Raw genomic sequence first — 23,532 nt, 5'->3', positions numbered from 1 at the left:
ATAAATACAACTATACCATAACTGCTTATAAATTATGTATAGCTAAATAACGTTTTATTAAATAAATCTATATCATTAAATGCATACCATCTAAATGTATTGATTTTTTGATTGATTAAATTTAACATATTTTTTTTACGAAATCTAAAAAACAGTTTAGAGCCTCCATTTAATTTACCATAATCTAAATGAATATCTTTAAAATTATACGTAAAAATTATCTTAATACCTTCAATTGGCTTTGACGTTCTTTCAAGCTTAATGTTATAATTATTATCCAATTTATTTAAAGAACTTAAAACTTTATCTGTATTATTACTTAATAACCCTAACGGAATAAAAAAAGTAATTTCTTTCATATTTTTATCTTTTAAAATCTGTTCTTTATAAAACATTAACGTAGCATTGCTATCAAATGAACATATTAATTCATCTGATAAGTTACTGCAATTATAAGAAATATCAATTAATTTATTAAGATTCTTAGAATAAACAAAAGAGCTAAACATAAATAAATAAAAGACAGATAAAATAAAATTCAACTTGTTCACAATAAACCTCCATATATTTTATAACAAATAAAATATACATTTTTTATTTTATAACTGTCAATATAAATTTAAGTTTATTTATCTTTAATTAAAAATACAGCAAAATAAAAAGAGCTTGAAAGATTATAATCTTTCAAGCTCTTTATTAGCTAGTTACTAATTTACTATTGTTTTTTTTGATGGTTTCCAACGTTTTAATAACTCTTTACAAAAAACTGCTTTAACATTATCTTTTGCTTTAGCAGTAGAATTATGTTCAAAAGCTGCTTTAGCTTTAGCTACACTAGCATCTAATATATTATTTCCATATATTCTGGAATCTATATTATTAATTGCTGGTATTAAATCTTTTTGGCATACCTTTTTTACTTCATTTTCATCCATAGATTCATAAAGCAAAGTTTCCAGCATAATAAAAAAATCTAATATAGCCTGCTGTAATTCTTCAGAAGATTCAAAATCAAATACTAAATTTCTCTTATTATTTTTATCTTGAAAACCGTTATTTATAGCTCTTTGAACTAATTTTTTCAATGGTTCTTGCTCAAACTCCAGCAACCATCTCAATAACTGTAAAAGTTCCAATGAAACAACAAATTGGTTATCATTATCAAATGGTCCTTGGTTCATAAGTCACCCCTTATCTTTGGTCACCTATTTGCATATCCTGATATATTTTTCTCAAATGTGCAACTCTCTTTTGTAAAGATGGATGCGTTGAAAAAAGTGCAGTAAAACCCTTGGGAAGAAAAGGATATACAATAAATAAATGACTAGTTGCTACTTGCATTCCATTATTTTCTTTAAGATGAGCATCTGCAATATGAGCATTAAGCTTTTCAAGCGCTGATGCTAACGCCAATGGATCATGAGAAAGTTCAGCTCCATGTTCATCTGCTAAATACTCTCTTGATCTTGATATAGCAAGTCTTACTAATGTAGCTGCTATAGGCATTAAAATAGAAACTAAGAATAAAGAAATAACACTCGGATTATTTCTTCTATCTCTATCGTTATTACTCATACTTGACCAAAAAGCCATTCTTTGAGCCATATTTGCTAAAAAGCCTATAGCTCCTGCTATAGTTGCTGCAATTGTTCCGATTAAAATATCTCTATTTTGTATATGAGAAATCTCATGAGCAAGTACACCCCTTAACTCTCTTTGATCCAATAAACCTAAAATACCACTTGTAACAGCAACTGAAGCGTTTTTAGGATCGCGACCTGTTGCAAAAGCATTAGCCATTGGAGTATCTACTAACCAAAGCTTAGGCATAGGTATATTTGCTTTATTGGCAATATCTTGTACCATATCATAAATAAAACCGTATCTAGACTTATCCAGTACTTTTGCTCTGTACATATTAAGCACTATTTTATCTGAATAAAAATAAGAAATGCCATTCATAAACAAAGCCATTATAAAAGAAGTGATAACACCCTGTGTTCCTCCAAAGAGACCTCCTATCAGCATTAACATTCCAGTTAAGGTAGCCAAAAATACAATTGTTTTTAATTGATTAAACCACATTATTTACTCCTTTATTAAAATATTTAGCAAATCTTTATTCTAAATTTTTTAAAACATTTTCAGGAGATAAAGCAACCTTTTTTCTCTTTTTTACTTCGCTAATTTTATTGGCAGCTTCTTTGATGATTTGTTTATGCATCTCGCTTTCGTCTGATAGCTCTTTTTGTAACTTTTTAAAAAGAGCATTCATATCAGTCTGCATCTTCTTAATTTGTTTTTGCAGCTTTAATATCATCTCAACTCCTGCAAGATTTATTCCTAATTTATGAGTAAGATAAATAACTTCTTCAAGTCGATCAACGTCTTCTTCGGAAAATAGACGTGTATTTCCTGAAGAACGCTTAGGATTAATCAAACCTTCTTTTTCATATAATCTAATAGTCTGTTGATGTACTGAAAACATCTTTGCAACAGCTGATATAGAAAAATATCCTTTTTTTCTTTTCATAAACTAAAAACTAAAATTTTGTAACTACCTTATATAATATTATACACCAAAAACAAAATAAATAATATCTATTTAAACATTAAATTTAACTAGAATTATATCTCCATCTTTAACTTGATAATCTTGTCCTTCAGTTCTAATCTTACCCATATCCTTTAATTTAGGTATTGAACCTAAAGCAAATAGATCTTGAACATTAAAAACATCAGCAAATATAAATCCACGCTCTAAATCTGAATGTATTTCACCAGAAGCTTTTCTTACAGTCATTCCACTAGTAATAGGCCATGCATGTATTTCTCTAGGACCACAAGTAAAAAAAGTAATTAACCCAAGATTTTGATATGTTCTTGATATAATTTCATCAAGACCACTTTTTTGCATACCAAAAAGAGCTTCCATTTCTTTTCTGTCATCTTCATTCAGAACAGATAAATCATATTCAAGTTTGGCAGAAATAGGAATAACTATATCTTTGCCAAAACGTTTTACAAGATTTTGATAATGAATATTGTTTTCATACGCATTATCTTGGATATCGTTTTCAGACAAATTAGCAACAACTAAAAATTTTTTAGCGCACAAAAGTGGTATAGTTTCAACATCACTACTATTGATAAGCTGGTGTACTGCATTCAAATCAAAATTGTCAAGAGCTTTTGATATATTATCAAGTAATTCTGCTTCTAAATTTAGCTCCTTAGTTTTCTTAACGTCATTTTTACTTGCTTTTAAAAGATGAGCAAATTTTTCTTTCCTTTTACTGATAGACTCAATATCTTTTAATATAAGCTCTGTAGAAATAACATCAAAATCAGAAAGAGGATCTACACTTTCAGTCCGAGTTGATAAAATATTAGCATCATCAAAACATCTTAAAACGTGTATAATTAAATTCACTTCACGAATATTTCCTAAAAATTGATTCCCCAACCCTTCGCCAGACGCAGCCCCTTTTACAAGACCTGCAATATCAACAAATTGTACTGTTGAAGGTATTATTTTTTCAGAATTATAGATTTCTCTGAGTTTTTCTAATCGACTATCAGGCACAACGGTACACGCCACATGAGGATCGATGGTACAAAAAGGATAATTCTCTGCAGGCACTGAAGATTTAGTCAATGCGTTAAATAAGGTAGATTTTCCTACGTTAGGTAAGCCCACTAGACCGGCACTTATACTCATATTTATTTTCCTAAATTTTTATTAATTTAAATGCTTAATGTTGTAATAAAATTTATTAAAGCTCATGAAAAACAACAACATAAGCATTTTTAAACGACAATTAGTTAGATTTTTAAATTTTACTTATATATATAACAAATAATAAAATTATAATAATATAATATCAGAAAAATCAGGGAATGAAATATCAATTTAAGAAAAAAAGCCTACTGATTAACTTAATTTTATAAAAAACTAAACCCATATTGATCATCTTTTATCTTACAAAAGTTAAGATCAGTGCTGCCTTTAATAAAAGTTGAAAAGATACAACACTTACTAAATCATTCTATTATCACAAATTACTATATTTTAATAAATATTACAGCAAGTAATATTATAGACATAGTATTGCAAATATGAAATAATATTATGTATAATTAAGATAAAATTAAAGGGAGTTATTAAAGATGAAAATTTTAAATTTTAAAAAAGTTAGTACTGTCTTACTTTTAATAAACTTTACAATAAATTCTATGGAATCACCAGAATCAAACGAAAAAGATGTTTTAAAGAAAACTGCTGAAGTTAACATATCATCTAATGAAGATAAGTCTTCAATAACTAATATAATAAATGAATTAATAGAACGACTCTATCCAAATAGTAAAAATTATTTAAATTTTGATTTATTTTATAATTTAGATCCTCAGAGACAAAATATAATAGTAGATAAACTAATCAATTATGAGGCAGGCCTCACAGATAATGAAACTATAAAATTAAATCGACAACTTCTTAGGCATATTGTAAAATTATCTAAAAATTATGATTTTAATTCTCAATTATATAACAAATTATATAAAATTAATAAAAATCTACCTAAAGATCACATAATAACACAAAGTATAATTGAGAGTTTTCTAACGAATTTGGAAGATACTGTGCCCAATTTTTTTGAGGAAGATATAATTGAATTCACAACATATATACTACAAATAACAAATGATATAGTAAATAGCAAATTAAAAAATCCTAAAGAAAAATCTCCTAAAGAAAAAAGAGTAGAAAAACGAATAATTGATAAAATAAGAGAATTTATAAATCCTCAAGAGGAGAAGTCCTCAATTGAAGCATCTCTTGATGAAAAATTTAACATAATAAAAAATCTAATTTTAGCTTATCATAGTAAATTTGGCACTATTTTTATAAATAAAGCATTTAAAGGCATAGATAAAGAAATATTTCAAAAACGTAATTTAGCTAAAATAGACCAAATATTTTTTAGAGGAATCTTAAACGAAGCTAAAAAAATTATACCTCAAAATTAATTTTTATAAAGGAAAATAAGTAATGAAAAAACATACTATTTTAAATATAATTCTATTCTTTGCATTTTATAAATTGAACGCAATGAATAACACTCAAATTTATAACCCTAATAGCCTGAAAGAAAAAGCAGCTATAAGTATGGCAGGTCAAATTGTTAAGAATTACGATAAATTTGAAGATATACAAAAGTATATTTCCGAAAAAAATATTGCTACAGATTTAATTGAACCGATCTATTGTGCAATTAATGTTAATTTAGGAAAAAGTGATATATTCATTAAAGAGCTAAGATCAAGGGTTTATAAGACTAACAAAAATTATTTAAATTTTGATTTGTTTTATAATCTGTGTCCTCAAGCTCAAAATATAATAGAAGAGACACTTTTAGGACTTACTAAAGAAGCAGAATCATTAAATAGTACTGATAGTGCATTAAATAGGCAACTTCTTAGAGATATAATTAAGGAATCTAAAAATAAAAGTTTTGATGAAACATTATACGCAAAATTACAGAGTATTAAAAATAGTTTACCTAAAAATGATCCTAAAGAATTTAATATAAATAGCTTTATAAAAAACCTAGATGATAAATATAATGATCCAAAAATCTTCGATCAAAATGCAAATAATAAGCTGACCGATTTAAAAAATAAAATAATAGAGCTCATTAATGGAATATTGAATAAATACAGAAGTAAGACAGATATTGACAAAGAAATTCAAAATCAAACTGAAAACATTAACAACATAGTTAATCCTTATTATAAAAAATTCGGCTTAATAATTTTATTTAAAGCCTTTCAAGAAACAGAAAAAGAAATAAATTCTACTAACTTTAATGTTCAAGCAAAAAATTATATTTTGAATGCTATAAAGAAATTATATATTCCAAAAAAATAAACAAATAAAAAAGAGATATTTAAAAATATCTCTTTTTTATTGTTACTCGTTATGATATCACTCTCTACCTAAAGAGAGAGTTGATCCCATTCGTAGAATATCTCTGGAGATAAACTTAATTCATCGTAACATTTTAATAGAACCGTCCTAGCCATAGTTAAAGTTTCTTTCTTAATCAAAATTTCTGTTTCACTATCATTGTCTTTAATATAATTTTCAAGATTTATATTAAGTTTAATTAGAGTTTTCACTATCTCTTTATACCCACTTTGAGTAGCATATATTAAAGTAGCATTACCACAATTTCCATACTTATTGGATATTTTAATATCAGCACCTGAAATTATTAATCTAACAGCTTCTTTTAGATCTGCTTGAGAAATTTGTTGAGAAGAATTAGATGTTGCCTCTAGTTTTTCTAATATCTTAACTAAACCTAAATTAAGCTCCTCTTGATTAAGTTTATTTTGTGATCTGATCATATCCCGAAGATATTCAAATCTTTCTTTTTTGACCTTATTTAAAGATTCTAAACTTTTAATATATTCTTGAATTACTGAATTGAACTTTTTACATACACAACGTATATTCATCAATTCTTGCTGCCAATCTTTCTCAAAACTATCTTGATAAAGAGCAAATATGTCACTATAACTGTTAACAAATCCTCGTAGACTCTCTTGAAAAAATAGAACAATTAACTCTTTATCAAAATTTTCTATAGCTGACTTTTCTTCCGCTCTTTGATCAACATCTTTTTTAAGCTTTTGATCAGCAATAATAATAGCATTAATTAATAAAGAATTTATATTAAAATAAATCTCTTTTTGATCTTTATCAGACAAATTATGAATTTTAGCTACAGCGATCTCTTGGGCAGTTTGACCTAAATTATTTTTAATATCTAAATCAGCATTATTTTTAATCAAAATTTTAACTATACTTTCATAACCTTTATAAACAGATAATAATAAAACAGTATTTCCTTCTCTATTTCTTAGGTTAATATCTGCTCCTTGGTCTATTAATTCAATAGCAACTTTTAAATTTTCTTTAGAGATTAGTTCTGGTGATTTATCTAAAATATGAAATAAAGTTAAATTAAGTTCATTTTTAAATAAATAAGAATCAGCCTTCTGATCTAGAACCATGCAATATATTGCTGTAAACATATTTACCGTTAAAAAGCTTAGTAAGCAAACCTTGTATTTCATTATGCCTTTCGATATAAATTTATAATTTTAATAATTTGGTCAAAATATTTATAGTTAGCTATTTTACTAAATCAACAGGCTCATTAAGCAAATTTCTAAAATAACTAGACTTTTCTTTTAGCTCTGAGATTTGATAAAATCTTATGTCTTTTTCATAGATTAAAGAAAAATCTAATATGCCTACCGCGTCTTTTAACGTCTTAAGTCTATGAGCAATAACTAAAGTTAAAGATTCTTGTGCTAACTTATTAATCATATTTGTAATCGCTAATTCACTAACTTCATCTAAGCTACTTGTAGGTTCATCTATCAAGATTAATAATGGCTTATAATATTGAGCTCTTAAGTATAAACTCGCAAAATTTAATCTTTGCCTTTGACCACCAGAGAGAGTTAAGCCACCTTCGCCCACTTGAGTAATTAAACCTTCTTTTTCTTCAAATATCGACCAAATACCAACTTCTTTTAATATATGAATTATATAATCATCTGTATATACTTCTTCAGGTAATCCCAAAATAAGATTTTTCTTAAGAGTACCACTCAAACCACTTGCCGCTTGTCCTTGTATTGCGATTAAGTTCTGTCTTGCCTGATCATCAATATCATAAATAGATATACCATTTACAGTAATAGTACTAGCAACAGGTTTAAGTTGTCCTCCTAAAATAGAAATTAGAGTTGTCTTACCCATTCCAGAAGGACCAATAATACCATAAAGTTTATCTTTTTGGTTTTTATCTACTTCTAAAAACAGATTATGATTTTCAAATATCGTAACTTTGTTATTATAATCAAAATGTAAATTCTTAACTTCTAATTTAATTGTACTTAATGATTTTGCTTGATCTAATTCTGACTTAATATCGGTCTTAGGAAAAAATTCAGAAGTTAAAACTGGATAAGTCTGTTGACCAAAATTATTGATAAAAGAAAATAGATCTTTTATTTGAATAATAGCTTTTGATAATTTACCTATACGTCTACCTATTCTTATAACTTCAGAAGTTCCTCTTAAGTAAGTAATCATCAAAGTTAATCCAATTGTTTTTGATAATATTCCTAATTTTATACTTTTTAAAATATAAACCCCTAAAAATCCTATACTTGCTAAATATAGCATTCTAGTAAAAGAAATAATAGCAGCTATAGCCAACCATGAACTTCCTACCTTATACATAAGTGAATGTATAGCATGTTTAGCTTTTTGAGCAATCGAATTACTTGCAAAATAAGCTCTAATTAATTGAACTTGATTTAAACTTTCTACACTGATTACTTTAACTTTATCATCTGCTTTTATTAAATTATTTTCAAACGCAATTGCATAAAACAGTACCATTAATATATTAATCAGTGATATAAGTAATAAAAGTAAAAAAGCAGACATACCTAATTTATAACTTATAAAAAAGAAAGATATAACAACGGTGGTAATATTAATAATTGTAGGGGCTAAATCATAAAAAATTATATCAAAGAGATCTTCATAAGCACGGCCTGCTCTTGAAATTTTTGCAAATATTTTACCACTTTCTTTTTTAGTATGAAATACAGGATCTACAGTTAAAAAGAACCGAAAAGCATTATATTGTATACTATTAGTACATTGTATTTCTAAAATAGATGCATAATAAAAAGCAATAAATTCTAGCAATATCGAAATTGCCCAAGATATCAGAAAAACAAAAAAATAAAAAATATCTGCTTGTTCTATAACCCATCCTATAATCATAGCAAATAAAGTATTAAAAATATTTACACACATACTAATTGCTAAAACTATAACTAAATAATACTTTTGATAAAAAACTATTTTAGTCCATTTGTCTCTGAAATCTATGGGTAAAATCTTGGTCTTATTTTTGAGATTAATAAATGAAAGCCAAAATTCATAATACTTTTCTGTTAAACTTTTAAAAATTTTATGCATAAATATACCTCTGAATAACTATTGATCTTTGGAGTCCATTGAATATGATAAATATATTAAGATTAATACGCTGAATTAGCGCTTATTTTTAAAATCTTAAAGTGCTGCAAGAGCATTACAGAATTATAACTTAATTGATATTTAAATCTAGTCCGTTATATAATATTATCAAATACTTCAATTATATGTAAATAACTTAATATTAATTAAGATACTGAAATGGAAAAATTTATGAAATTTTTAAAAACCTTAACATATTCTTGGCTAGATAGCTTAAAAACATTTTTGCCAGAAAATTTAAAAACAAATTTACTCTTAACACTAAATGCTATAAAAGATATAATCAAGCATGTAAGTTACAGATTAATCATACCGCCAATTTGCTTAATTATCTTAGTATATTTTCGAAATAATTATTTTAGTACAGCTTCGTTAATAATAAGTGCTATTCTATTGGCAGATATATTAATTTATGCAAGACCATCTATAGATTTTAAAAACTCTAGTTACTATTTAAAAACGCATTACAAAACCTTTCCATTTGTATTAACAACTAGTCTGATATATTTATTAAGCTCAAAATTTTGGGATAACTCTATTTTTAAAATTATAAATAGTTTTAATAAAAATGTTCTATTGATAAACAATTTATTTGTAAACTCATACTTTAACCCAGCTATTTATATGATTTCTCCTCTTTTAGTGTTTTTTGTGCTTTTTCTTATGGACTCAAAAAAAGAATTAAAATCATATTTTAGCTCTGTCTATAGAGCATTTAAGATGTTTATTTATAATTATCCTTTCTGTTTTATTGCTTATAATATATTTAAAGTAACAAATATAGCTATTGAAAAAACACTCTATTACTTATTACCTCAAACAGCCGCTTCGTTAATCTTTTATTTAATATTATTTTTAATTACTATTCCATTTTACTTAATTTTTATGACTAATTTTTATGTAAATCAAATTCACACTAAATTTAACATTTACTATACAGAATAGTATCTACTAATTACTAAACAGTTACATTTATTTTAAATTAAGCATCATTAAACTATTTGACAATTTTAATTTCAATTGTATAATAAACTTTATATATCACAATAATAAGCATATTAAAACGAAAGATTTAAAATGAAAATTATAATAAAATTATTGAGCATATTATTAATGCTTAATATCGCTAGCAGCATCATCGGAATGCACAAAGAAGAATCTATATGGAACATAATTCCAGCAGAGATTCAGACTAAAGTTTTAGATATCGCCATTAAGGAAACTATTAAAGAAAACTATTCTATATTTTATGCTTATAATGACCTTTCTAATCTTATGAAATCAATTTCATTAGTTAGTAACAATTTCAGAGGGGCTTTATATAATGCTAAAAAAAATAATAAAAGAAACTTAACAAGAATAAAAAGCACTTTCCCTTTTAGCGGTTTACCCAAAAGCATGAAATTATCAATATTAAAAAAAGTAGTTGATAATTTTTTTGTTGAATTAAAGCAAAATAAAATCACAGTAAATGAAATCAATGAAAATATCCTTCAGATACTTCAGAATATTTTATGCAAGTATGATGAAGACATTCAAGAATTAACAATAAAACTTGCTCAATATCTTATAACTAAATGTCAAAATCATAATATGATAGTAGCAATATGCATACTTGATACAAATACATAGATATCGAATGAAAAAATTAATTATAATTATAAGTATATCAATATTATCAATTTTGAATTCTAATTTCTCTTATTCTATGCAAAAAGAACTAAAAGAATTTGAACTGCCAGATGAAATATTATTAAAAATAGTAACAGATACTCTAGAGGATATAATATCAAAAAACAAACACAACATATTTTTAACATTTTGTAAAATATCTAAGTTTGTCAATAATATACATATAGTAAATAAACAATATAATAGGATATCGCAAGATATTAAAAAACTAGCAGAAAAATATAAATCTCCTGATCATTTAAAAAAACATTTTGCTTTTGAAGAAAGTCAATTATCTAAAGAAGAACTAAATAAAAAATTAGAAAAACACTTAGAATTAGGAAAAGATCATAATCTTTATCAAAATCAAGCAATTAGATATGTCATAGCAGGAGCTAATCCCAATTTAGAAATTGAAAGTTTTGGACAAGTAAAGAGTGCTTTAACATTATCAGCAGAATATGGATACCTTAATTTAGTAAAAGTACTCCTCAAATACAATGCCAACGTTAGCTATCCAAACGAGTGGCATCTAGAAACTGCTCTAATTATTGCTGTAAAAAATAAAAATCTAAGACTAATAAAGATACTTCTTCCATATAACATTAGTCTGAAATCTACAGAAGAGATAAACACTGCCTTAAAAGAAGCATTAGAGGATAACTCTACCGAAATAGTTAAATTATTGCTAAAGGATATTGATAATCTTGATTCAATTCGTTATTATTTCAATAATTTTACTCCATTGATGTATGCTATTGATAAAAACAATATAGAAATAACTAAGATTATTTTGGAAAAATATCCTAATGTTGAACTTCAAGATATAGATGGTAATACTGCTTTAATTTTGGCAGTAAAAAATGATAATCTAGAAATAATCAAATTGATTTTAAAACATTATCCTAATATTAATACTCAAAATAAATTTGGTTACACAGCTTTAATGTATGCTATTGAAAATAATAATGAAGAAGTTATTAAATATCTCATGGAACGCAATCCTGATTTAACTTTAATTAATCAAAACCAAAACAATATTACACATATAGCATATCGCTATAAAAATCAAAACATAATAGATATAATAAATAAGAAAACCGAACAAGATAATTTAGAAATAGAATCTCTTGATATAGTTTAATAAATTAAAGAATATAACAAAACGTAACTTAATCTCCAAGATTAAAATGGAAGTTTTCTATCATTCAATTAAAAAACTTAAAGAAACCTCAAAAACTAAACAAGTTTTAGGTAAAGTTATAGTAAGTATCTATAAGCTTTTTATTACCAAAAAACTTAATTAATAGAAGAAAATTTGAACAAATTAAACAATCTAGTCATAAAAAAAATCAAAGAAATAATAGATTGAAAAGTTTTTAGTGAGAAAGCATAAGTCCCTATTATAACTAGTACAATAGGGACTTAGCAAATAGAAGATTAAAGCAATATTCTATTTCTGGTATTTTCTCATCAAGCTTACGTTAAATATTGGAATTAGCATTATATAATTTTTGTCGAACATCGAGCATTAATTCTAGAAGAAGGTCATTTTGTTGTTGTTCTTCTTCTAATAGTTCTGATTCATAATGAACTGTCTTAAGAAATCTTAAAATCGTATTTTTAGTAGATAAATCTAAATTTGGCCATTGATCATAAAATTTTTTTAGAATTTGCTCTATTTTCTCTTTATTATCTATCGAATAGTAAAGATAAAGTAAGGAGATATAATCTTGAATAAATCTGAATCTATTACTTTTACACTCTAAGGCATTTTCTTTTAATTTTACTACATTTTGCAATCTTTCTTTTTCATATGAAGTTAATAATTCCCGACTTTCTATTATAAAGTATGGAAAACAATCAAATATATCCAAACAATTATCAAAATCTAATACTTGTCTTACTTTGGCAAAATCAATTTTATTAGATTTATAAGAATCTAATAAAATTGACATCATACAGTACAATATATTACTTTTATCAACCTTATCATTATTAATAGTACTTCTTAATAAATTAATAGCTTCCTCATTAGCATGGTTGTAAATATAAGCCAACTGCAATATATATCTAGCCTCCAAATCATTTTCATTTAAATCTATTATGTTCTTATAACGCTCTATTAAATCTTCTAACTCTTTTTTAAAAAATTCTGGACCTGCCGTCAAAGCAAGAGATAAGATCATAAAACAAGGATCCTGCTTAAATAATATTTGATTACATGATACAGAGTTTTTTAAGAAATCTGATTCTTCTTGAGATAAACAACCATCTATTCTATCCAATACACTTAAAGCTTTTGTTATAGTTTCAAGAGAATGAAAGTCAACTATACTTAAAAATAAAGCTTTAAGCCTTTCTGGCATTCTTCTTGACTCTATTTCGTTTATCTTTATTAAGTATTCTTCTAAATCCTGAGTAATTTCAAACCCAGAATCAATCGGTATATCATTATCAATAATATAACGCGCACATCTTTCAACTAAAGTCATAGAATTAGCAATATGTCTTTTTTCTACTTTATCATTGGACATAGAAAAAGATAATTTAGCAAAGAATACTATAGAAATTAACAAAAAATTCAGTATTTTGTTTTTTTGAATTTTATATATCATTATAACCTCGAATATTAAATTGACAAATATTATTATACAATTTAATAATAATATAACTTCTTTAAAGCGTCAAACGCCGCTAATTACAAAAATGAATTTAAGTCATAGGAGGCACAATATAAACAGCAATAGCAAGAAATGATTCAGAAGCCTTATCAACATTATTAATTTAATAATTATATTGAATTCGCGCTAAATATTATCTCTTGATATTTAATTTCCCTATAATATAGTTTAGCAATAAAATTAAAATTTAATGGAAAGCCAATAATTTATGCAAATACTTATTATTCTGAGAACCTTATTATCTTATTTTTTAGGATTAATCACAGCAGCAATTTTTTTGCCTATTGCTATAATAATATTAATTTTACCTGAAAAAATACGTCCTACAAAACTATTCTTCTTCTTATTATATTTATTTTATGAAGCAATTTTACGTTGTTTTTTAATGCCTATAAAAATCATTGGAAAAGAAAACTTATTAAAAAACAAAGCCGTTATATTCGTTGCTAATCATCAATCAGCTTTAGATATACCTCTTGTAGGAATATTAAGCCAAGGACAACCTCACTTATGGTTGGTGCTTGAATACTATCAAAACAAATTGATATTAGGATTCTTTATCAAAAAACTATTTATAGCCGTTAATCAACAAAGCAAATTACAAAGTGCCAAATCTTTAATAAAAGCAATAAGAAAATTACTTGACTCCCCTCAAAATCTTGTTATATTTCCAGAAGGTGGAAGATTTACAGACGGTAAAATACATAGATTCTTTGAAGGCTTTGCAGTTATTACTCAAAAAACTAACTATCCTGTAATACCAGTATATTTAGTCAATAATGCAAAAATTTATCCTCCTTTTAGTTTTTTAATGTATTATCATGAAATTAAAGCAATAGTAGGAAAGCCTATGTTCATGGAATCTAATGAAACTCCTAAAGATTTTACCAAAAGAGTACATAATTGGTTTGAGGAACAATTAGAAGGTAAGTAAAAATGAATATCGAAATATTATATCCATATATCTTATACACAGGAATACCAATAGTATTTTTATCAAGCATTTGGAGGTTGCTCTATCATAAAAAACCAGTATATATTTATACTGCTACAAAACCCATTCAAAATACAAATAATAAAAAATGGCATGAAATAATACTTTTTTTACTAAGATTATTCTCTTTATTAATTTTGGTAATAGGTGCATGCAGATTAAGAAAACCGGATACTAGATCTAAAGTACCGGTTAATGGAATAGATATAATGCTAGCAATGGATGTTTCAGGTAGTATGACCAATCTATATGAAAATAACTCAAAAACTAGATTTGATGTTGCCAAAGAAGAAGCCATTAAATTTATCGAAAAAAGAGAAAATGACTCAATAGGACTAGTATTATTTGCAAATGTAGCAGTTTCAAGATGTCCTTTGACTCAAGATAAAAAATTTTTAAAAAATATAATTCTTGATACAGCTATAGGACAAATAAATTTTGAAGGAACTGTTCTTTCAAAAGGTCTTTTGACTGCAATCAACAGATTAAAATACTCTAATGCAAAAAGCAAAATTATTATCTTATTAACCGATGGAGACCCTACCTCAAATGACGAAAGACCAGAAAAAGCAATCGAACTTGCAAGAAAACTAGGAATCAAAATATACACAATAGGTATTGGTGATGATAAGCCTTTTGATATCTTTACTTTCTTTGGTCACAGAATAACTCCACCAATCAATACTAGACTTTTAAACAATATAGCTTCAAATACAGGAGGAAGTTCTTTTTTAGCAAAAGAACCTAAAGAACTGGAAAATATCTATAATGAGATAGATCAATTGGAAAAAACAGAATATCAAACCCCTATTTATTCTAAATATTTTGAGTACTTTATGTTGCTATTATGGATTACATTTGCTTTAATAGGTTTAGAAATTTTACTATCAACTTTAGTTTGGCCTTCTCTTAATTAATATTAATCTTATAGAGGTAAAACATGATAAATATATTATGGTCAGAGACAAATAACTTAAAATTAGTTCTGCCTTTATTTATCTTTGGAACTATATTAATATCAAAACAAATGATTTGGATCAAAAATATAGCTAATATACTTGCTGGATCTAAATATATAAGAAAATTTCTTATTAACTTTTCCTTAAGCAAAAGGATAATTAAATCTATTTTATTAGGCTTAAGTATCCTAATGATTTCCGGAGCATTATTAAGACCACAATGGTCGGAAGCCAAAGATATCATAAAGCAAGAAGGTAGGGACCTTTTAGTTGCTCTTGATATTTCAAGAAGCATGTTAGCTCAAGATTGTAAACCCAACAGATTAGAATTTGCAAAAAACAAGATCAAAAATTTAATTAATAAGTTAGATTCTGAAAGAATTGGTTTAATAGTTTTTTCAGGAGAAGCTTTTTTTCAATGCCCTTTGACAAACGATATTTGTGCTATCTATAATTTTATAGATACGATAGATACAGAAACTATTTCTACAGGAACAACTGCTTTAGATGCTCCAATAAGAAAAGCTATAGAACTTTTTAGTAATATAGAAGGTAAAAAAAATAAATTACTTTTAATATTTACCGACGGAGAAGATTTCTCTCAAAATTTATCAGATTTAAAATTAAAATCGCAAGAAGTAGGCCTTAAGATATTCACAATAGGAATAGGAACACAAACAGGCGCTCCTATTCCTATATTTAACAATGGTAAAATAAAAGATTACCAAAGAGACAAGCAAAACCAAATAGTTATATCAAAATTAGAAGAAAATGTTCTACAAGATCTGTCAAAAGAAACTGGTGCACAATATATTAAATCTACAGATAATAATAAAGATATAGATTTAATAGTTCAAAAAATAGCTAAGTTTGAAAAAGAAAAATTTGAAGATAAATCGATAACTTCATTACAAGAAAAATATCATTATTTTGCTTTAGGTGGTTTTATATGTTTATTATTAGAATGGTTAATATAAGTATATTAATTAATATACTTATTCTATTAAATTTAACAAACAACTCAACATTTGCTATATCATTTGACACTTGGCGAGCGGCTAAAGCTTATAAAAACAACGATATAGATACTGCAAAAAACTTATATCAAAAGGCCATAGAAAAGTATCCTGAAGAATCTATTGCTTTATACAATCTAGGTAAAATTTTTTATAAAGAAGGTGATTATAAAAAAGCAGCCGGTCTATTTGAAAAAGCAGCACAAATTACATCAAAAAATCAAGAAAAAGAACAAGCATATTTTGATTTAGGTGAATCTAATTTTAAATTAAAAGATTATCAAAAAGCAATCTATGCTTATGAAAATGTGCTTAAAATTAATCCCAACAATGAAATTGCTAGAAAACGTCTTGAAGAAGCTAAAAAATTATTAGAACAAGAAAAGCAAGAACAAAATAACGATCAAAAGCAAGAGAATCAAGATAAGAATAACCAAGAACAAAACCAAGATAAAAAAGAAGACCAAGATAATCAGAAAAATAATTCAGAAGATCAAGGTACAAAAGATCAAAATAATAGTAATAGCAATAATAACGACGATAAACAAGATAAACAAGATAAACAAGATAAACAAGATAAACAAGATAAACAAGATAAACAAGATAAACAAGATAAACAAGATAAACAAGATAAACAAGATAAACAAGATAAACAAGATAAACAAGATAAACAAGATAAACAAGATAAACAAGATAAACAAGATAAACAAAAAAGCAATTTAGATAACAAAAAAAGTGATAATAAACCTCAAAATAAGAAAAGTAATAAGCAAAAAGAACAAGAAAAAGAAGGTGTAGAAAAAAGATCTAAAACTGAAAGTAATAATCAAAATGAAGAAAAAGCTTTAAATAAATTAGAATCTGCAGCACAAGAATTAGAAAAAAAACTAGATCAATGGCAAATAAATGAACTTAAGAAAATTGAAAATGATGATTCTGAAGTATTTAAATATTTAATTAAGAATGAAACAACTCAATTTAACAATAATTTTGAACATGATGAAAATGATAAAAACTGGTAAAAAATTATATAAATTTTATATTATATTTTTGCTTTTCTCTATATCAAATTTTATTTTATCAGTTAAAATACAACTGACTGATATTGGTGGCAATAAAATAGAAAAAGTAATAGCTGAAGAACCTTTTGGCATATTAATTCAACATTCATATAGCACTAAAAACATAAAAGGCCTTGAACAATTTCATGTTCTTTCACAAAGTATAAGTACCTCTTTTATAAATAACTCAGACCCTATGTTTAATAAATTTTATAAATTAAAAGCTAATAAACCTGGTCAATATAATTTAGAAATAGAAAGCCATAAAAATAAACCTAATAAGATTTTTACAATAGTTGTAAAAGACCCTAAGGTCAAAAGTGAAGTTCTATTAAACTTAGATAAACCAGAAATATTTGTCGGACAAAAAATACCTGTTACAATAAAAACTACTTATAAAGAAGATCCTAATCGAGAATTTAACCGTATAGAAGCTATAAAAAGAGATGATATAAAAATAGAACTTCTTAATGATATAAAAATATATAAAGATGAAAAAGATAAAAAAACATATCAAGTAATTGAAAATTATGGCTATATTGTTCCTCAAAAAAGTGGTCCTATAAATTTGAACAATTTTTTCGTAGTACTTAATAGAGCCTATATTTCCCAAAATAACTTTTTCCAGTTCAAGCAATGTATAGAAGAAAAATTTAACACTCAAGAGATAGAAATCCAAGTCAAAGAGCTACCCAAAAAGGTTCAAGCTGTTGGTAAATTTAGCCAATTTATAATAGAAATAGATAAAAACATAGTTAATCAAGAAGAGGCTATAATAATGACTATATCAATAACCGGTCAAACAGATTTTGACAGACTTGATAAATTGAATTTAGTATTACCTTCTAATATAAAGATTTTCGAACCTAAAACATCTATTATCAAAAAAAACAATCAAGAAACTAAAAAATTTGAATACATAATTCAACCTTTAAAAGACGGTATTATAAAAATTCCTACTCAAAAATTTTATTATTGGGAACCAGAAAAAAAATTAATAAAAATATTAAAATCTAATGTCTTAGAAATTAAAGTTAATCCTGTTAAGAACATTAAACATAATAAAATGGAAACTCAAGATTTAGGACTACAAGAAAAAGTAGAAAATGAAAACGATATAGAAAAAAATTTTGAAGAATATATAGAAAAAATAATAAATCAAAATCATCAAAATTTACAATTACCATGGTTGGTATTTATTTCTCTATTAATATTACCTATAAGCTGGTTATCTACTATCAACAGATCCTTATTAAGCAAATACTATAAAAAAAATATACAATACAAATTTTTTAAAAACTCAATTTTAAATAGCGCAATTAGAAAAGTAAATAATGCTGAAAAAAAACAACTTCCAAATCATCTATATCCAATATTAAAAAGTGCTATCACTACTTATATTTTAAAAGAAGATAAAGATTTAACTTCAGAAGAAATTTTAGATATTTTGTCAAAGTATGATATCGATAAAAATATAATACATGAATATAAAGAATTAACAAAAGAATTATTAAGTTATACTACTTATAACTATTTGAGTATAAAATCTAATAAAGATATATATCAAAAAACAAAAGATTTTATAATATCAATCAAAGCAAATAATAAATTCAATTCTATAAAGTACTGTATATTGCTTTTATTTTTTAACTCTTACTTAATATCTATAGATAAAAATAACATGGAAAATAATATAGAAACATTAGTAAAATTATATAAAGCAGAAAAATATGCTACCTTAAAAGATAAAATTAGAATCAAAAATATTATTAACAAAATAAAAGAAGAATCTGGTATAGTTACTAGGCCAATATATAAAAACCATTTAGAACAAATAAAAAATACCGTACCATTTTATATACCATTAATAGCATGGCAAATTATATTTTTGATATTTTGGACAACTCTTATATTAACTATATTTAAACAAAAAAAATATTTTGTTATAAAATCGATTAGTTTTATTTTATTAACTATAACCGGTTTATCTATTGCTGTAATTTCTCAAGAAAAATCAAAATTAAAAGCTATAGTTAAAAATCAAAATACTAATATTTATATTGGTCCTGATGAAAAATATCCAGTTAAAGATAGTATAGAAATATTAAACTGTGTAGAAATATTAAAAGAACAAGACTTTTATGATTCAAAATGGTATTATATTGATGCAAAACCAAATAAAGGTTGGATCAAATCTCAAAATCTAAAATTAATTAATTAAATTAATTAGAAAATAAGATGTAAAAAAAGAAAGGTCGATATGAAAATAATGGAAAAAATTTTTGGCAAATGGTACCAAAATAGCTTTGTAAAATTGGTAGTAGAAATAGTATTTATCGTACTTCCTATTGCTTTTGCTATTCGAACATTTATATTTGGTTTATATCAAGTTCCTAGCGAATCCATGGAAACTACATTTTTAGTTGGTGAAAGATTTTTTGCAGATAAATTATCTTATTGGTTCAGAAAACCAAAAAGAGGTGAAATTATATCTCTTAATGATCCAGTATATCCTTACTCAAATAATCCAGTTAAAAGATTATATGAAAAGTATCTATCACCTAATATTTCTTCCTGGACAAAGAGAGTAATTGCAATACCAGGAGATCATATTAAAGGAACTATCGAAGATGGTCATCCGGTTATCTATTTAAACAGTCAAAGACTTGACGAAACTGCTTATGTAAACAAATATCCTATAATTATGACTTACATAAAACCTATAACATTAAGCGCAGGCGTTCATACACAAGTTATAAATCATCAATTTAAATCTTATGACCCAACTTTACCATGGGATAAGCAAATATTCTATAAAATAGATCCAGATAAAATAGTCATCGATATAAGAACCAACAAACCAATTATAAGAATGCCTAATACTCCTAATGAAAAAGCAAAAGACATATTTGAGTATAAATTAGGAGAAAATCAATACTTTGTCAGAGGTGATAATAGAAGAGGCAGTTATGATTCATCCGATTGGGGACCTCTTAATGGAGAACTTATCCACGGAAGAATAGTATTTAGAATATGGTCAATGGATACAGATGAGCCATGGCTAATATTAGATCTATTAAAAAATCCTATAGATTTTTGGAAAAAGATAAGATGGTCACGCTGTTTGCAATGGATTAAATAATCGATAAAAATTTTTTTTAACAAAATAGTTGCATTTGTATGATTTTATGATACATTCTACATTAGAAGTTGATAAAACAATTTAAAACAGTTGAAAAACAGTAAATGAATAAGAATTTAGCAAATTATATTTGGTTTATAGTTTTAGGTTTCTGCCTAATGTCTCTCTCAAAATGTATGTGGAGAGCAAATCATTCAGAGATTAATAAATCTGATAAAGAGCAGTTTTACAAAAAGCTATATTTAATAAATGTAAATGACCAAAATCTGTTTAACGATGCAAGAATTAAAGGTTCTATTAACTTAGCATTTAATGAAATTGAAAATAAAGTTAAAAACTTAAATAAAGATTTTAAAACTATTGTATACTGTACTGATTATGCTTGCACAGAAAGTGATAGAGTTGCTAAAGTTCTTAAAAATTTAGGTTTTAAAAATGTCCTCATTTATAGAGGAGGAATTCAAGAATGGTATCAATTATCATTAAAGGATCCAAAAGATTATCCTTTTGAAGGTCCTGCAACTACTAAGTTCTTAAAAAGACCTATTGAAAAAATGGACTCTGACTTAAATAGTAATGAAATTCAGATAATTAATGCACAGGATTTAAGTAAATTACTAAAAATCAGTGCAAATAAGTAAGGCGGCATAGCCAAGTGGTAAGGCATGGGTCTGCAAAACCTTGATCCCCGGTTCGAATCCGGGTGCCGCCTCCAAATATTAATTTAATCTAAATAAGTATATTTTTGCCGAGGTGGCGAAATGGTAGACGCAAAGGACTTAAAATCCTTCGAGCAACTTGCTCGTGCCGGTTCAAGTCCGGCTCTCGGCACCATATTTACAATAGCTTTGCTAATAAATTAAATTAAATCTAGAAATTATTAATAAAAACTATTAAATTTGTTAAGTGTTAGTTTTGTTTGCTGTATTGATTTAAAGAATAGCAAATATTAAAAGGAAATTTATGAATAAAGCAAAATTAGTAGAACAAATGTCCAAATTATCTAAAATGCCTAAAGCAACATGTAAAAAAGCACTAGAGTCATTTATAAAATCTGTAGGACAAGCTTTAAAAACTGGCAAACATGTAGTACTAACAGGATTTGGAACATTCACAACCATGAAGAGAAAAAGCCGTACAGGCGTAAATCCTTCAACAGGTAAAAAAATGCAAATTCCAGCAAAAAAAGTAGTTAAATTTAGAGCTGGAAAAGCAATAAGAGAGTCAGTTGTATAAATATTGATTTTGTAATAAAAAGCGCTTAACATATGTTAAGCGCTTTTTATTTTAATGGTACTTAATAGTAAAAAAAATAATAATAGAGGATTCAATAAATGTATTTATCTAATAATTTGTTCAATAACATTAAGCAACAATTTAATAACTTATCTACCGTCTGGACTGTAGAGATATTAAGTTACTTGTTAAGCGGCTTTATTATAGGTTTTTTATTTAAGCATACAAGCAAATATATAATAAGTTTAACAATAATTACACTATTAAGTTTATGGGGATTAGAGCATTTGGATATTATTACAATTAACTATAATTATATAAATAATATTATAGGTCTCCCAGTCAATACTCAGCTTGCAGATATTACTAATCAAATAACACTGTGGATGCAAAATCATGTATCTCAATGTATAGCATCAGGTTTAGGATTCTATTTAGCATTGGAACTTGCATGAACATTAATATCAATACAGCAATTGATATAGTAGAACAGTTAATCTTGCAAGCAATAGAATCATCAGCATCAGATATACATTTAGAACCTCAAAATCAAGAGTTAAGAGTAAGATTTAGAATAGATGGCATACTTTATAATCAAACGTTAATACCAGAAGAATTTTCATCAAGAGTTATATCAAGAATAAAGATACTTGCTCAACTGAATGTAGCAGAATACAGAATTCCTCAAGATGGAAAAATCTTATTTAAAACTCTTCAAGATCATATTGATTTAAGAGTATCTACCTTCCCATGTATTAATGGAGAGAAAATCGTAATTAGATTATTAGATAAATTTAATAAGCATCTTGATATCAATGCACTGGGACTTTCTTGTCATATAATAAATGAAGTCAAAAATATAGCACAATTATCAAGTGGATTTTTTTTAGTAACAGGCCCTACAGGATCTGGTAAAACAACTACCTTACATAGTATGATAAATCTTATTAATAAAAACGAAAAAAATATCTGTACATTAGAAGATCCTGTAGAATACTATATCCCAGGAATTAATCAATCGAATATATATACAGAAATCGGTTTTACATTTGAAACAGGGATTAAAGCTCTTTTACGGCAAGATCCTGATATAATAATGGTAGGAGAAATTAGAGATAAAGCAACTGCTCAAGTAGCAATACAAGCAGCACTTACCGGTCATTTGGTTCTAAGTACATTACATACTAATGATTCTGTTCAAGCGGTAATGCGCTTACTTGATATGAAAATCGAACCATTTTTGATTAACTCTGCCTTAACTGGAGTTCTTGCTCAAAGACTTATTAGAAAACTATGTAATAGTTGCAAATATCAACGTCAATTAACTCAAGATGAAAAAGATATAATCAAAAAGTTAAATATTAATATCGATAATGCCTATTTTAAATCAGGATGCGCAAATTGTATAAACATAGGTTATAAAGGCAGAATAGGTATATTTGAACTACTATTTATAACTCCTGAGTTAAAACAACTTATTACAAAAAATCCTCTTGCTCAAGAAATTTATAAACAAGCTCATCAGGAAAGTCTAATTCCATTTAGATTAGATATAAAACAAAAAATAGAAGCTGGTATTACTGACATATATGAAATAGCTCGCATCTTATCATAATGCGCTTTTATCAAG

General features: G+C 25.9%; 23 protein-coding genes and 2 tRNA genes. 17 read left to right on the top strand and 8 right to left on the bottom strand.

Annotated elements, in window-relative coordinates:
- Positions 1–32 precede the first annotated feature (32 nt).
- From BABL1_RS05060 to ychF, 5 genes are all read right to left on the bottom strand, one after another.
- Positions 33–551, bottom strand: a complete 519-nt coding sequence (locus tag BABL1_RS05060) for a hypothetical protein (RefSeq protein WP_023793112.1) — start codon at positions 549–551, stop codon at positions 33–35.
- 156 nt (positions 552–707) lie between these two features.
- On the bottom strand, positions 708–1,181 hold the full coding sequence (locus BABL1_RS05055) for a hypothetical protein (protein ID WP_023793111.1): 474 nt from the start codon (positions 1,179–1,181) through the stop codon (positions 708–710).
- A gap of 10 nt (positions 1,182–1,191) precedes the next feature.
- Complete coding sequence (locus BABL1_RS05050; RefSeq protein ID WP_023793109.1) at positions 1,192–2,085, bottom strand: zinc metalloprotease HtpX; 894 nt, start codon at positions 2,083–2,085, stop codon at positions 1,192–1,194.
- A 34-nt stretch (positions 2,086–2,119) separates the two neighbouring features.
- Positions 2,120–2,533 carry a MerR family transcriptional regulator gene (locus tag BABL1_RS05045; RefSeq protein WP_023793108.1) on the bottom strand — a complete coding sequence of 138 codons (414 nt, stop codon included), beginning with the start codon at positions 2,531–2,533 and terminating at the stop codon, positions 2,120–2,122.
- A 72-nt stretch (positions 2,534–2,605) separates the two neighbouring features.
- A complete protein-coding gene (gene ychF / locus BABL1_RS05040) occupies positions 2,606–3,721 on the bottom strand; it encodes a redox-regulated ATPase YchF (RefSeq protein WP_023793106.1) in 1,116 nt (371 codons plus the stop codon).
- 449 nt (positions 3,722–4,170) lie between these two features.
- On the opposite strand from ychF, the gene BABL1_RS05035 reads away from it, so the two are divergent.
- Both BABL1_RS05035 and BABL1_RS05030 read left to right on the top strand, forming a co-directional pair.
- Complete coding sequence (locus BABL1_RS05035) at positions 4,171–5,031, top strand: hypothetical protein (protein WP_023793105.1); 861 nt, start codon at positions 4,171–4,173, stop codon at positions 5,029–5,031.
- A 22-nt stretch (positions 5,032–5,053) separates the two neighbouring features.
- On the top strand, positions 5,054–5,932 hold the full coding sequence (locus BABL1_RS05030; protein WP_023793103.1) for a hypothetical protein: 879 nt from the start codon (positions 5,054–5,056) through the stop codon (positions 5,930–5,932).
- Positions 5,933–6,000: 68 nt separating this feature from the next.
- Here BABL1_RS05030 and BABL1_RS05370 read toward each other — a convergent pair whose 3' ends face one another.
- Positions 6,001–7,146: an ankyrin repeat domain-containing protein gene (locus BABL1_RS05370; protein ID WP_023793101.1), complete on the bottom strand. Its 1,146-nt coding sequence runs from the start codon at positions 7,144–7,146 to the stop codon at positions 6,001–6,003.
- 58 nt (positions 7,147–7,204) lie between these two features.
- Complete coding sequence (locus BABL1_RS05020; protein WP_023793100.1) at positions 7,205–9,079, bottom strand: ATP-binding cassette domain-containing protein; 1,875 nt, start codon at positions 9,077–9,079, stop codon at positions 7,205–7,207.
- A gap of 231 nt (positions 9,080–9,310) precedes the next feature.
- Here BABL1_RS05020 and BABL1_RS05015 point away from each other — a divergent pair, with 231 nt between their 5' ends.
- From BABL1_RS05015 to BABL1_RS05005, 3 genes are all read left to right on the top strand, one after another.
- A complete protein-coding gene (locus tag BABL1_RS05015; protein WP_023793098.1) occupies positions 9,311–10,084 on the top strand; it encodes a hypothetical protein in 774 nt (257 codons plus the stop codon).
- Positions 10,085–10,216: 132 nt separating this feature from the next.
- On the top strand, positions 10,217–10,771 hold the full coding sequence (locus tag BABL1_RS05010; protein ID WP_044601197.1) for a hypothetical protein: 555 nt from the start codon (positions 10,217–10,219) through the stop codon (positions 10,769–10,771).
- A 7-nt stretch (positions 10,772–10,778) separates the two neighbouring features.
- The gene (locus BABL1_RS05005; protein WP_023793095.1) at positions 10,779–11,954 is read left to right on the top strand and encodes an ankyrin repeat domain-containing protein; all 1,176 of its coding nucleotides are present in this window, start codon (positions 10,779–10,781) and stop codon (positions 11,952–11,954) included.
- Positions 11,955–12,294: 340 nt separating this feature from the next.
- Here BABL1_RS05005 and BABL1_RS05000 read toward each other — a convergent pair whose 3' ends face one another.
- Complete coding sequence (locus BABL1_RS05000; RefSeq protein ID WP_023793094.1) at positions 12,295–13,428, bottom strand: hypothetical protein; 1,134 nt, start codon at positions 13,426–13,428, stop codon at positions 12,295–12,297.
- Positions 13,429–13,702: 274 nt separating this feature from the next.
- Between BABL1_RS05000 and BABL1_RS04995 the strand changes: the two genes are divergently transcribed.
- The 12 genes from BABL1_RS04995 (at position 13,703) to BABL1_RS04940 (ending at position 23,517) form a co-directional block, all read left to right on the top strand.
- Positions 13,703–14,428 carry a lysophospholipid acyltransferase family protein gene (locus BABL1_RS04995; protein ID WP_023793091.1) on the top strand — a complete coding sequence of 242 codons (726 nt, stop codon included), beginning with the start codon at positions 13,703–13,705 and terminating at the stop codon, positions 14,426–14,428.
- Between the two features lie 2 nt (positions 14,429–14,430).
- The gene (locus tag BABL1_RS04990) at positions 14,431–15,405 is read left to right on the top strand and encodes a VWA domain-containing protein (protein ID WP_023793090.1); all 975 of its coding nucleotides are present in this window, start codon (positions 14,431–14,433) and stop codon (positions 15,403–15,405) included.
- 23 nt (positions 15,406–15,428) lie between these two features.
- Positions 15,429–16,424 carry a VWA domain-containing protein gene (locus BABL1_RS04985; protein ID WP_023793088.1) on the top strand — a complete coding sequence of 332 codons (996 nt, stop codon included), beginning with the start codon at positions 15,429–15,431 and terminating at the stop codon, positions 16,422–16,424.
- Entirely contained in the window at positions 16,397–17,485 is a 1,089-nt protein-coding gene (locus BABL1_RS05365) for a tetratricopeptide repeat protein (RefSeq protein ID WP_023793087.1), read from the top strand. Before BABL1_RS04985 ends, BABL1_RS05365 begins: the two co-directional genes overlap by 28 nt.
- Complete coding sequence (locus tag BABL1_RS04975) at positions 17,463–19,745, top strand: BatD family protein (protein ID WP_044601196.1); 2,283 nt, start codon at positions 17,463–17,465, stop codon at positions 19,743–19,745. Before BABL1_RS05365 ends, BABL1_RS04975 begins: the two co-directional genes overlap by 23 nt.
- A gap of 39 nt (positions 19,746–19,784) precedes the next feature.
- Complete coding sequence (lepB, locus tag BABL1_RS04970) at positions 19,785–20,666, top strand: signal peptidase I (protein ID WP_023793083.1); 882 nt, start codon at positions 19,785–19,787, stop codon at positions 20,664–20,666.
- Positions 20,667–20,770: 104 nt separating this feature from the next.
- Positions 20,771–21,307 (top strand): rhodanese-like domain-containing protein, encoded by a 537-nt coding sequence (locus tag BABL1_RS05360; RefSeq protein WP_146617313.1) that lies wholly within the window; start codon positions 20,771–20,773, stop codon positions 21,305–21,307.
- Positions 21,308–21,381 (top strand) — tRNA-Cys (locus tag BABL1_RS04960).
- Between the two features lie 32 nt (positions 21,382–21,413).
- A tRNA-Leu gene (locus BABL1_RS04955) sits at positions 21,414–21,500 on the top strand.
- Between the two features lie 129 nt (positions 21,501–21,629).
- A complete protein-coding gene (locus tag BABL1_RS04950; protein ID WP_023793080.1) occupies positions 21,630–21,902 on the top strand; it encodes an HU family DNA-binding protein in 273 nt (90 codons plus the stop codon).
- Between the two features lie 98 nt (positions 21,903–22,000).
- Positions 22,001–22,357, top strand: a complete 357-nt coding sequence (locus BABL1_RS04945) for an FUN14 domain-containing protein (RefSeq protein ID WP_023793078.1) — start codon at positions 22,001–22,003, stop codon at positions 22,355–22,357.
- Positions 22,354–23,517, top strand: a complete 1,164-nt coding sequence (locus BABL1_RS04940) for a GspE/PulE family protein (protein WP_023793077.1) — start codon at positions 22,354–22,356, stop codon at positions 23,515–23,517. Before BABL1_RS04945 ends, BABL1_RS04940 begins: the two co-directional genes overlap by 4 nt.
- Positions 23,518–23,532 lie beyond the last annotated feature (15 nt).

The organism is Candidatus Babela massiliensis, assembly GCF_000513475.1.
In the GTDB taxonomy this organism is placed as follows: Bacteria; Babelota; Babeliae; order Babelales; family Babelaceae; genus Babela; species Babela massiliensis.
Note: the sequence above shows the minus strand (reverse complement) of the source record. Positions and strands in the feature narration are given on the sequence as shown.

Coding starts and splice junctions, on each gene's coding strand:
- BABL1_RS04940 (WP_023793077.1), top strand. CDS start 22,354: ATGAACATTAATATCAATACAGCAATTGATATAGTAGAACAGTTAATC.
- BABL1_RS05365 (WP_023793087.1), top strand. CDS start 16,397: ATGTTTATTATTAGAATGGTTAATATAAGTATATTAATTAATATACTT.
- BABL1_RS04995 (WP_023793091.1), top strand. CDS start 13,703: ATGCAAATACTTATTATTCTGAGAACCTTATTATCTTATTTTTTAGGA.
- BABL1_RS05045 (WP_023793108.1), bottom strand. CDS start 2,533: ATGAAAAGAAAAAAAGGATATTTTTCTATATCAGCTGTTGCAAAGATG.
- BABL1_RS04975 (WP_044601196.1), top strand. CDS start 17,463: ATGAAAATGATAAAAACTGGTAAAAAATTATATAAATTTTATATTATA.
- BABL1_RS05015 (WP_023793098.1), top strand. CDS start 9,311: ATGAAATTTTTAAAAACCTTAACATATTCTTGGCTAGATAGCTTAAAA.
- BABL1_RS04985 (WP_023793088.1), top strand. CDS start 15,429: ATGATAAATATATTATGGTCAGAGACAAATAACTTAAAATTAGTTCTG.
- BABL1_RS05035 (WP_023793105.1), top strand. CDS start 4,171: ATGAAAATTTTAAATTTTAAAAAAGTTAGTACTGTCTTACTTTTAATA.
- BABL1_RS05360 (WP_146617313.1), top strand. CDS start 20,771: ATGAATAAGAATTTAGCAAATTATATTTGGTTTATAGTTTTAGGTTTC.
- BABL1_RS05050 (WP_023793109.1), bottom strand. CDS start 2,085: ATGTGGTTTAATCAATTAAAAACAATTGTATTTTTGGCTACCTTAACT.
- BABL1_RS04950 (WP_023793080.1), top strand. CDS start 21,630: ATGAATAAAGCAAAATTAGTAGAACAAATGTCCAAATTATCTAAAATG.
- BABL1_RS05030 (WP_023793103.1), top strand. CDS start 5,054: ATGAAAAAACATACTATTTTAAATATAATTCTATTCTTTGCATTTTAT.
- BABL1_RS05055 (WP_023793111.1), bottom strand. CDS start 1,181: ATGAACCAAGGACCATTTGATAATGATAACCAATTTGTTGTTTCATTG.
- BABL1_RS04945 (WP_023793078.1), top strand. CDS start 22,001: ATGTATTTATCTAATAATTTGTTCAATAACATTAAGCAACAATTTAAT.
- BABL1_RS05000 (WP_023793094.1), bottom strand. CDS start 13,428: ATGATATATAAAATTCAAAAAAACAAAATACTGAATTTTTTGTTAATT.
- BABL1_RS05005 (WP_023793095.1), top strand. CDS start 10,779: ATGAAAAAATTAATTATAATTATAAGTATATCAATATTATCAATTTTG.
- BABL1_RS05010 (WP_044601197.1), top strand. CDS start 10,217: ATGAAAATTATAATAAAATTATTGAGCATATTATTAATGCTTAATATC.
- BABL1_RS05370 (WP_023793101.1), bottom strand. CDS start 7,146: ATGAAATACAAGGTTTGCTTACTAAGCTTTTTAACGGTAAATATGTTT.
- BABL1_RS05020 (WP_023793100.1), bottom strand. CDS start 9,079: ATGCATAAAATTTTTAAAAGTTTAACAGAAAAGTATTATGAATTTTGG.
- ychF (WP_023793106.1), bottom strand. CDS start 3,721: ATGAGTATAAGTGCCGGTCTAGTGGGCTTACCTAACGTAGGAAAATCT.
- lepB (WP_023793083.1), top strand. CDS start 19,785: ATGAAAATAATGGAAAAAATTTTTGGCAAATGGTACCAAAATAGCTTT.
- BABL1_RS04990 (WP_023793090.1), top strand. CDS start 14,431: ATGAATATCGAAATATTATATCCATATATCTTATACACAGGAATACCA.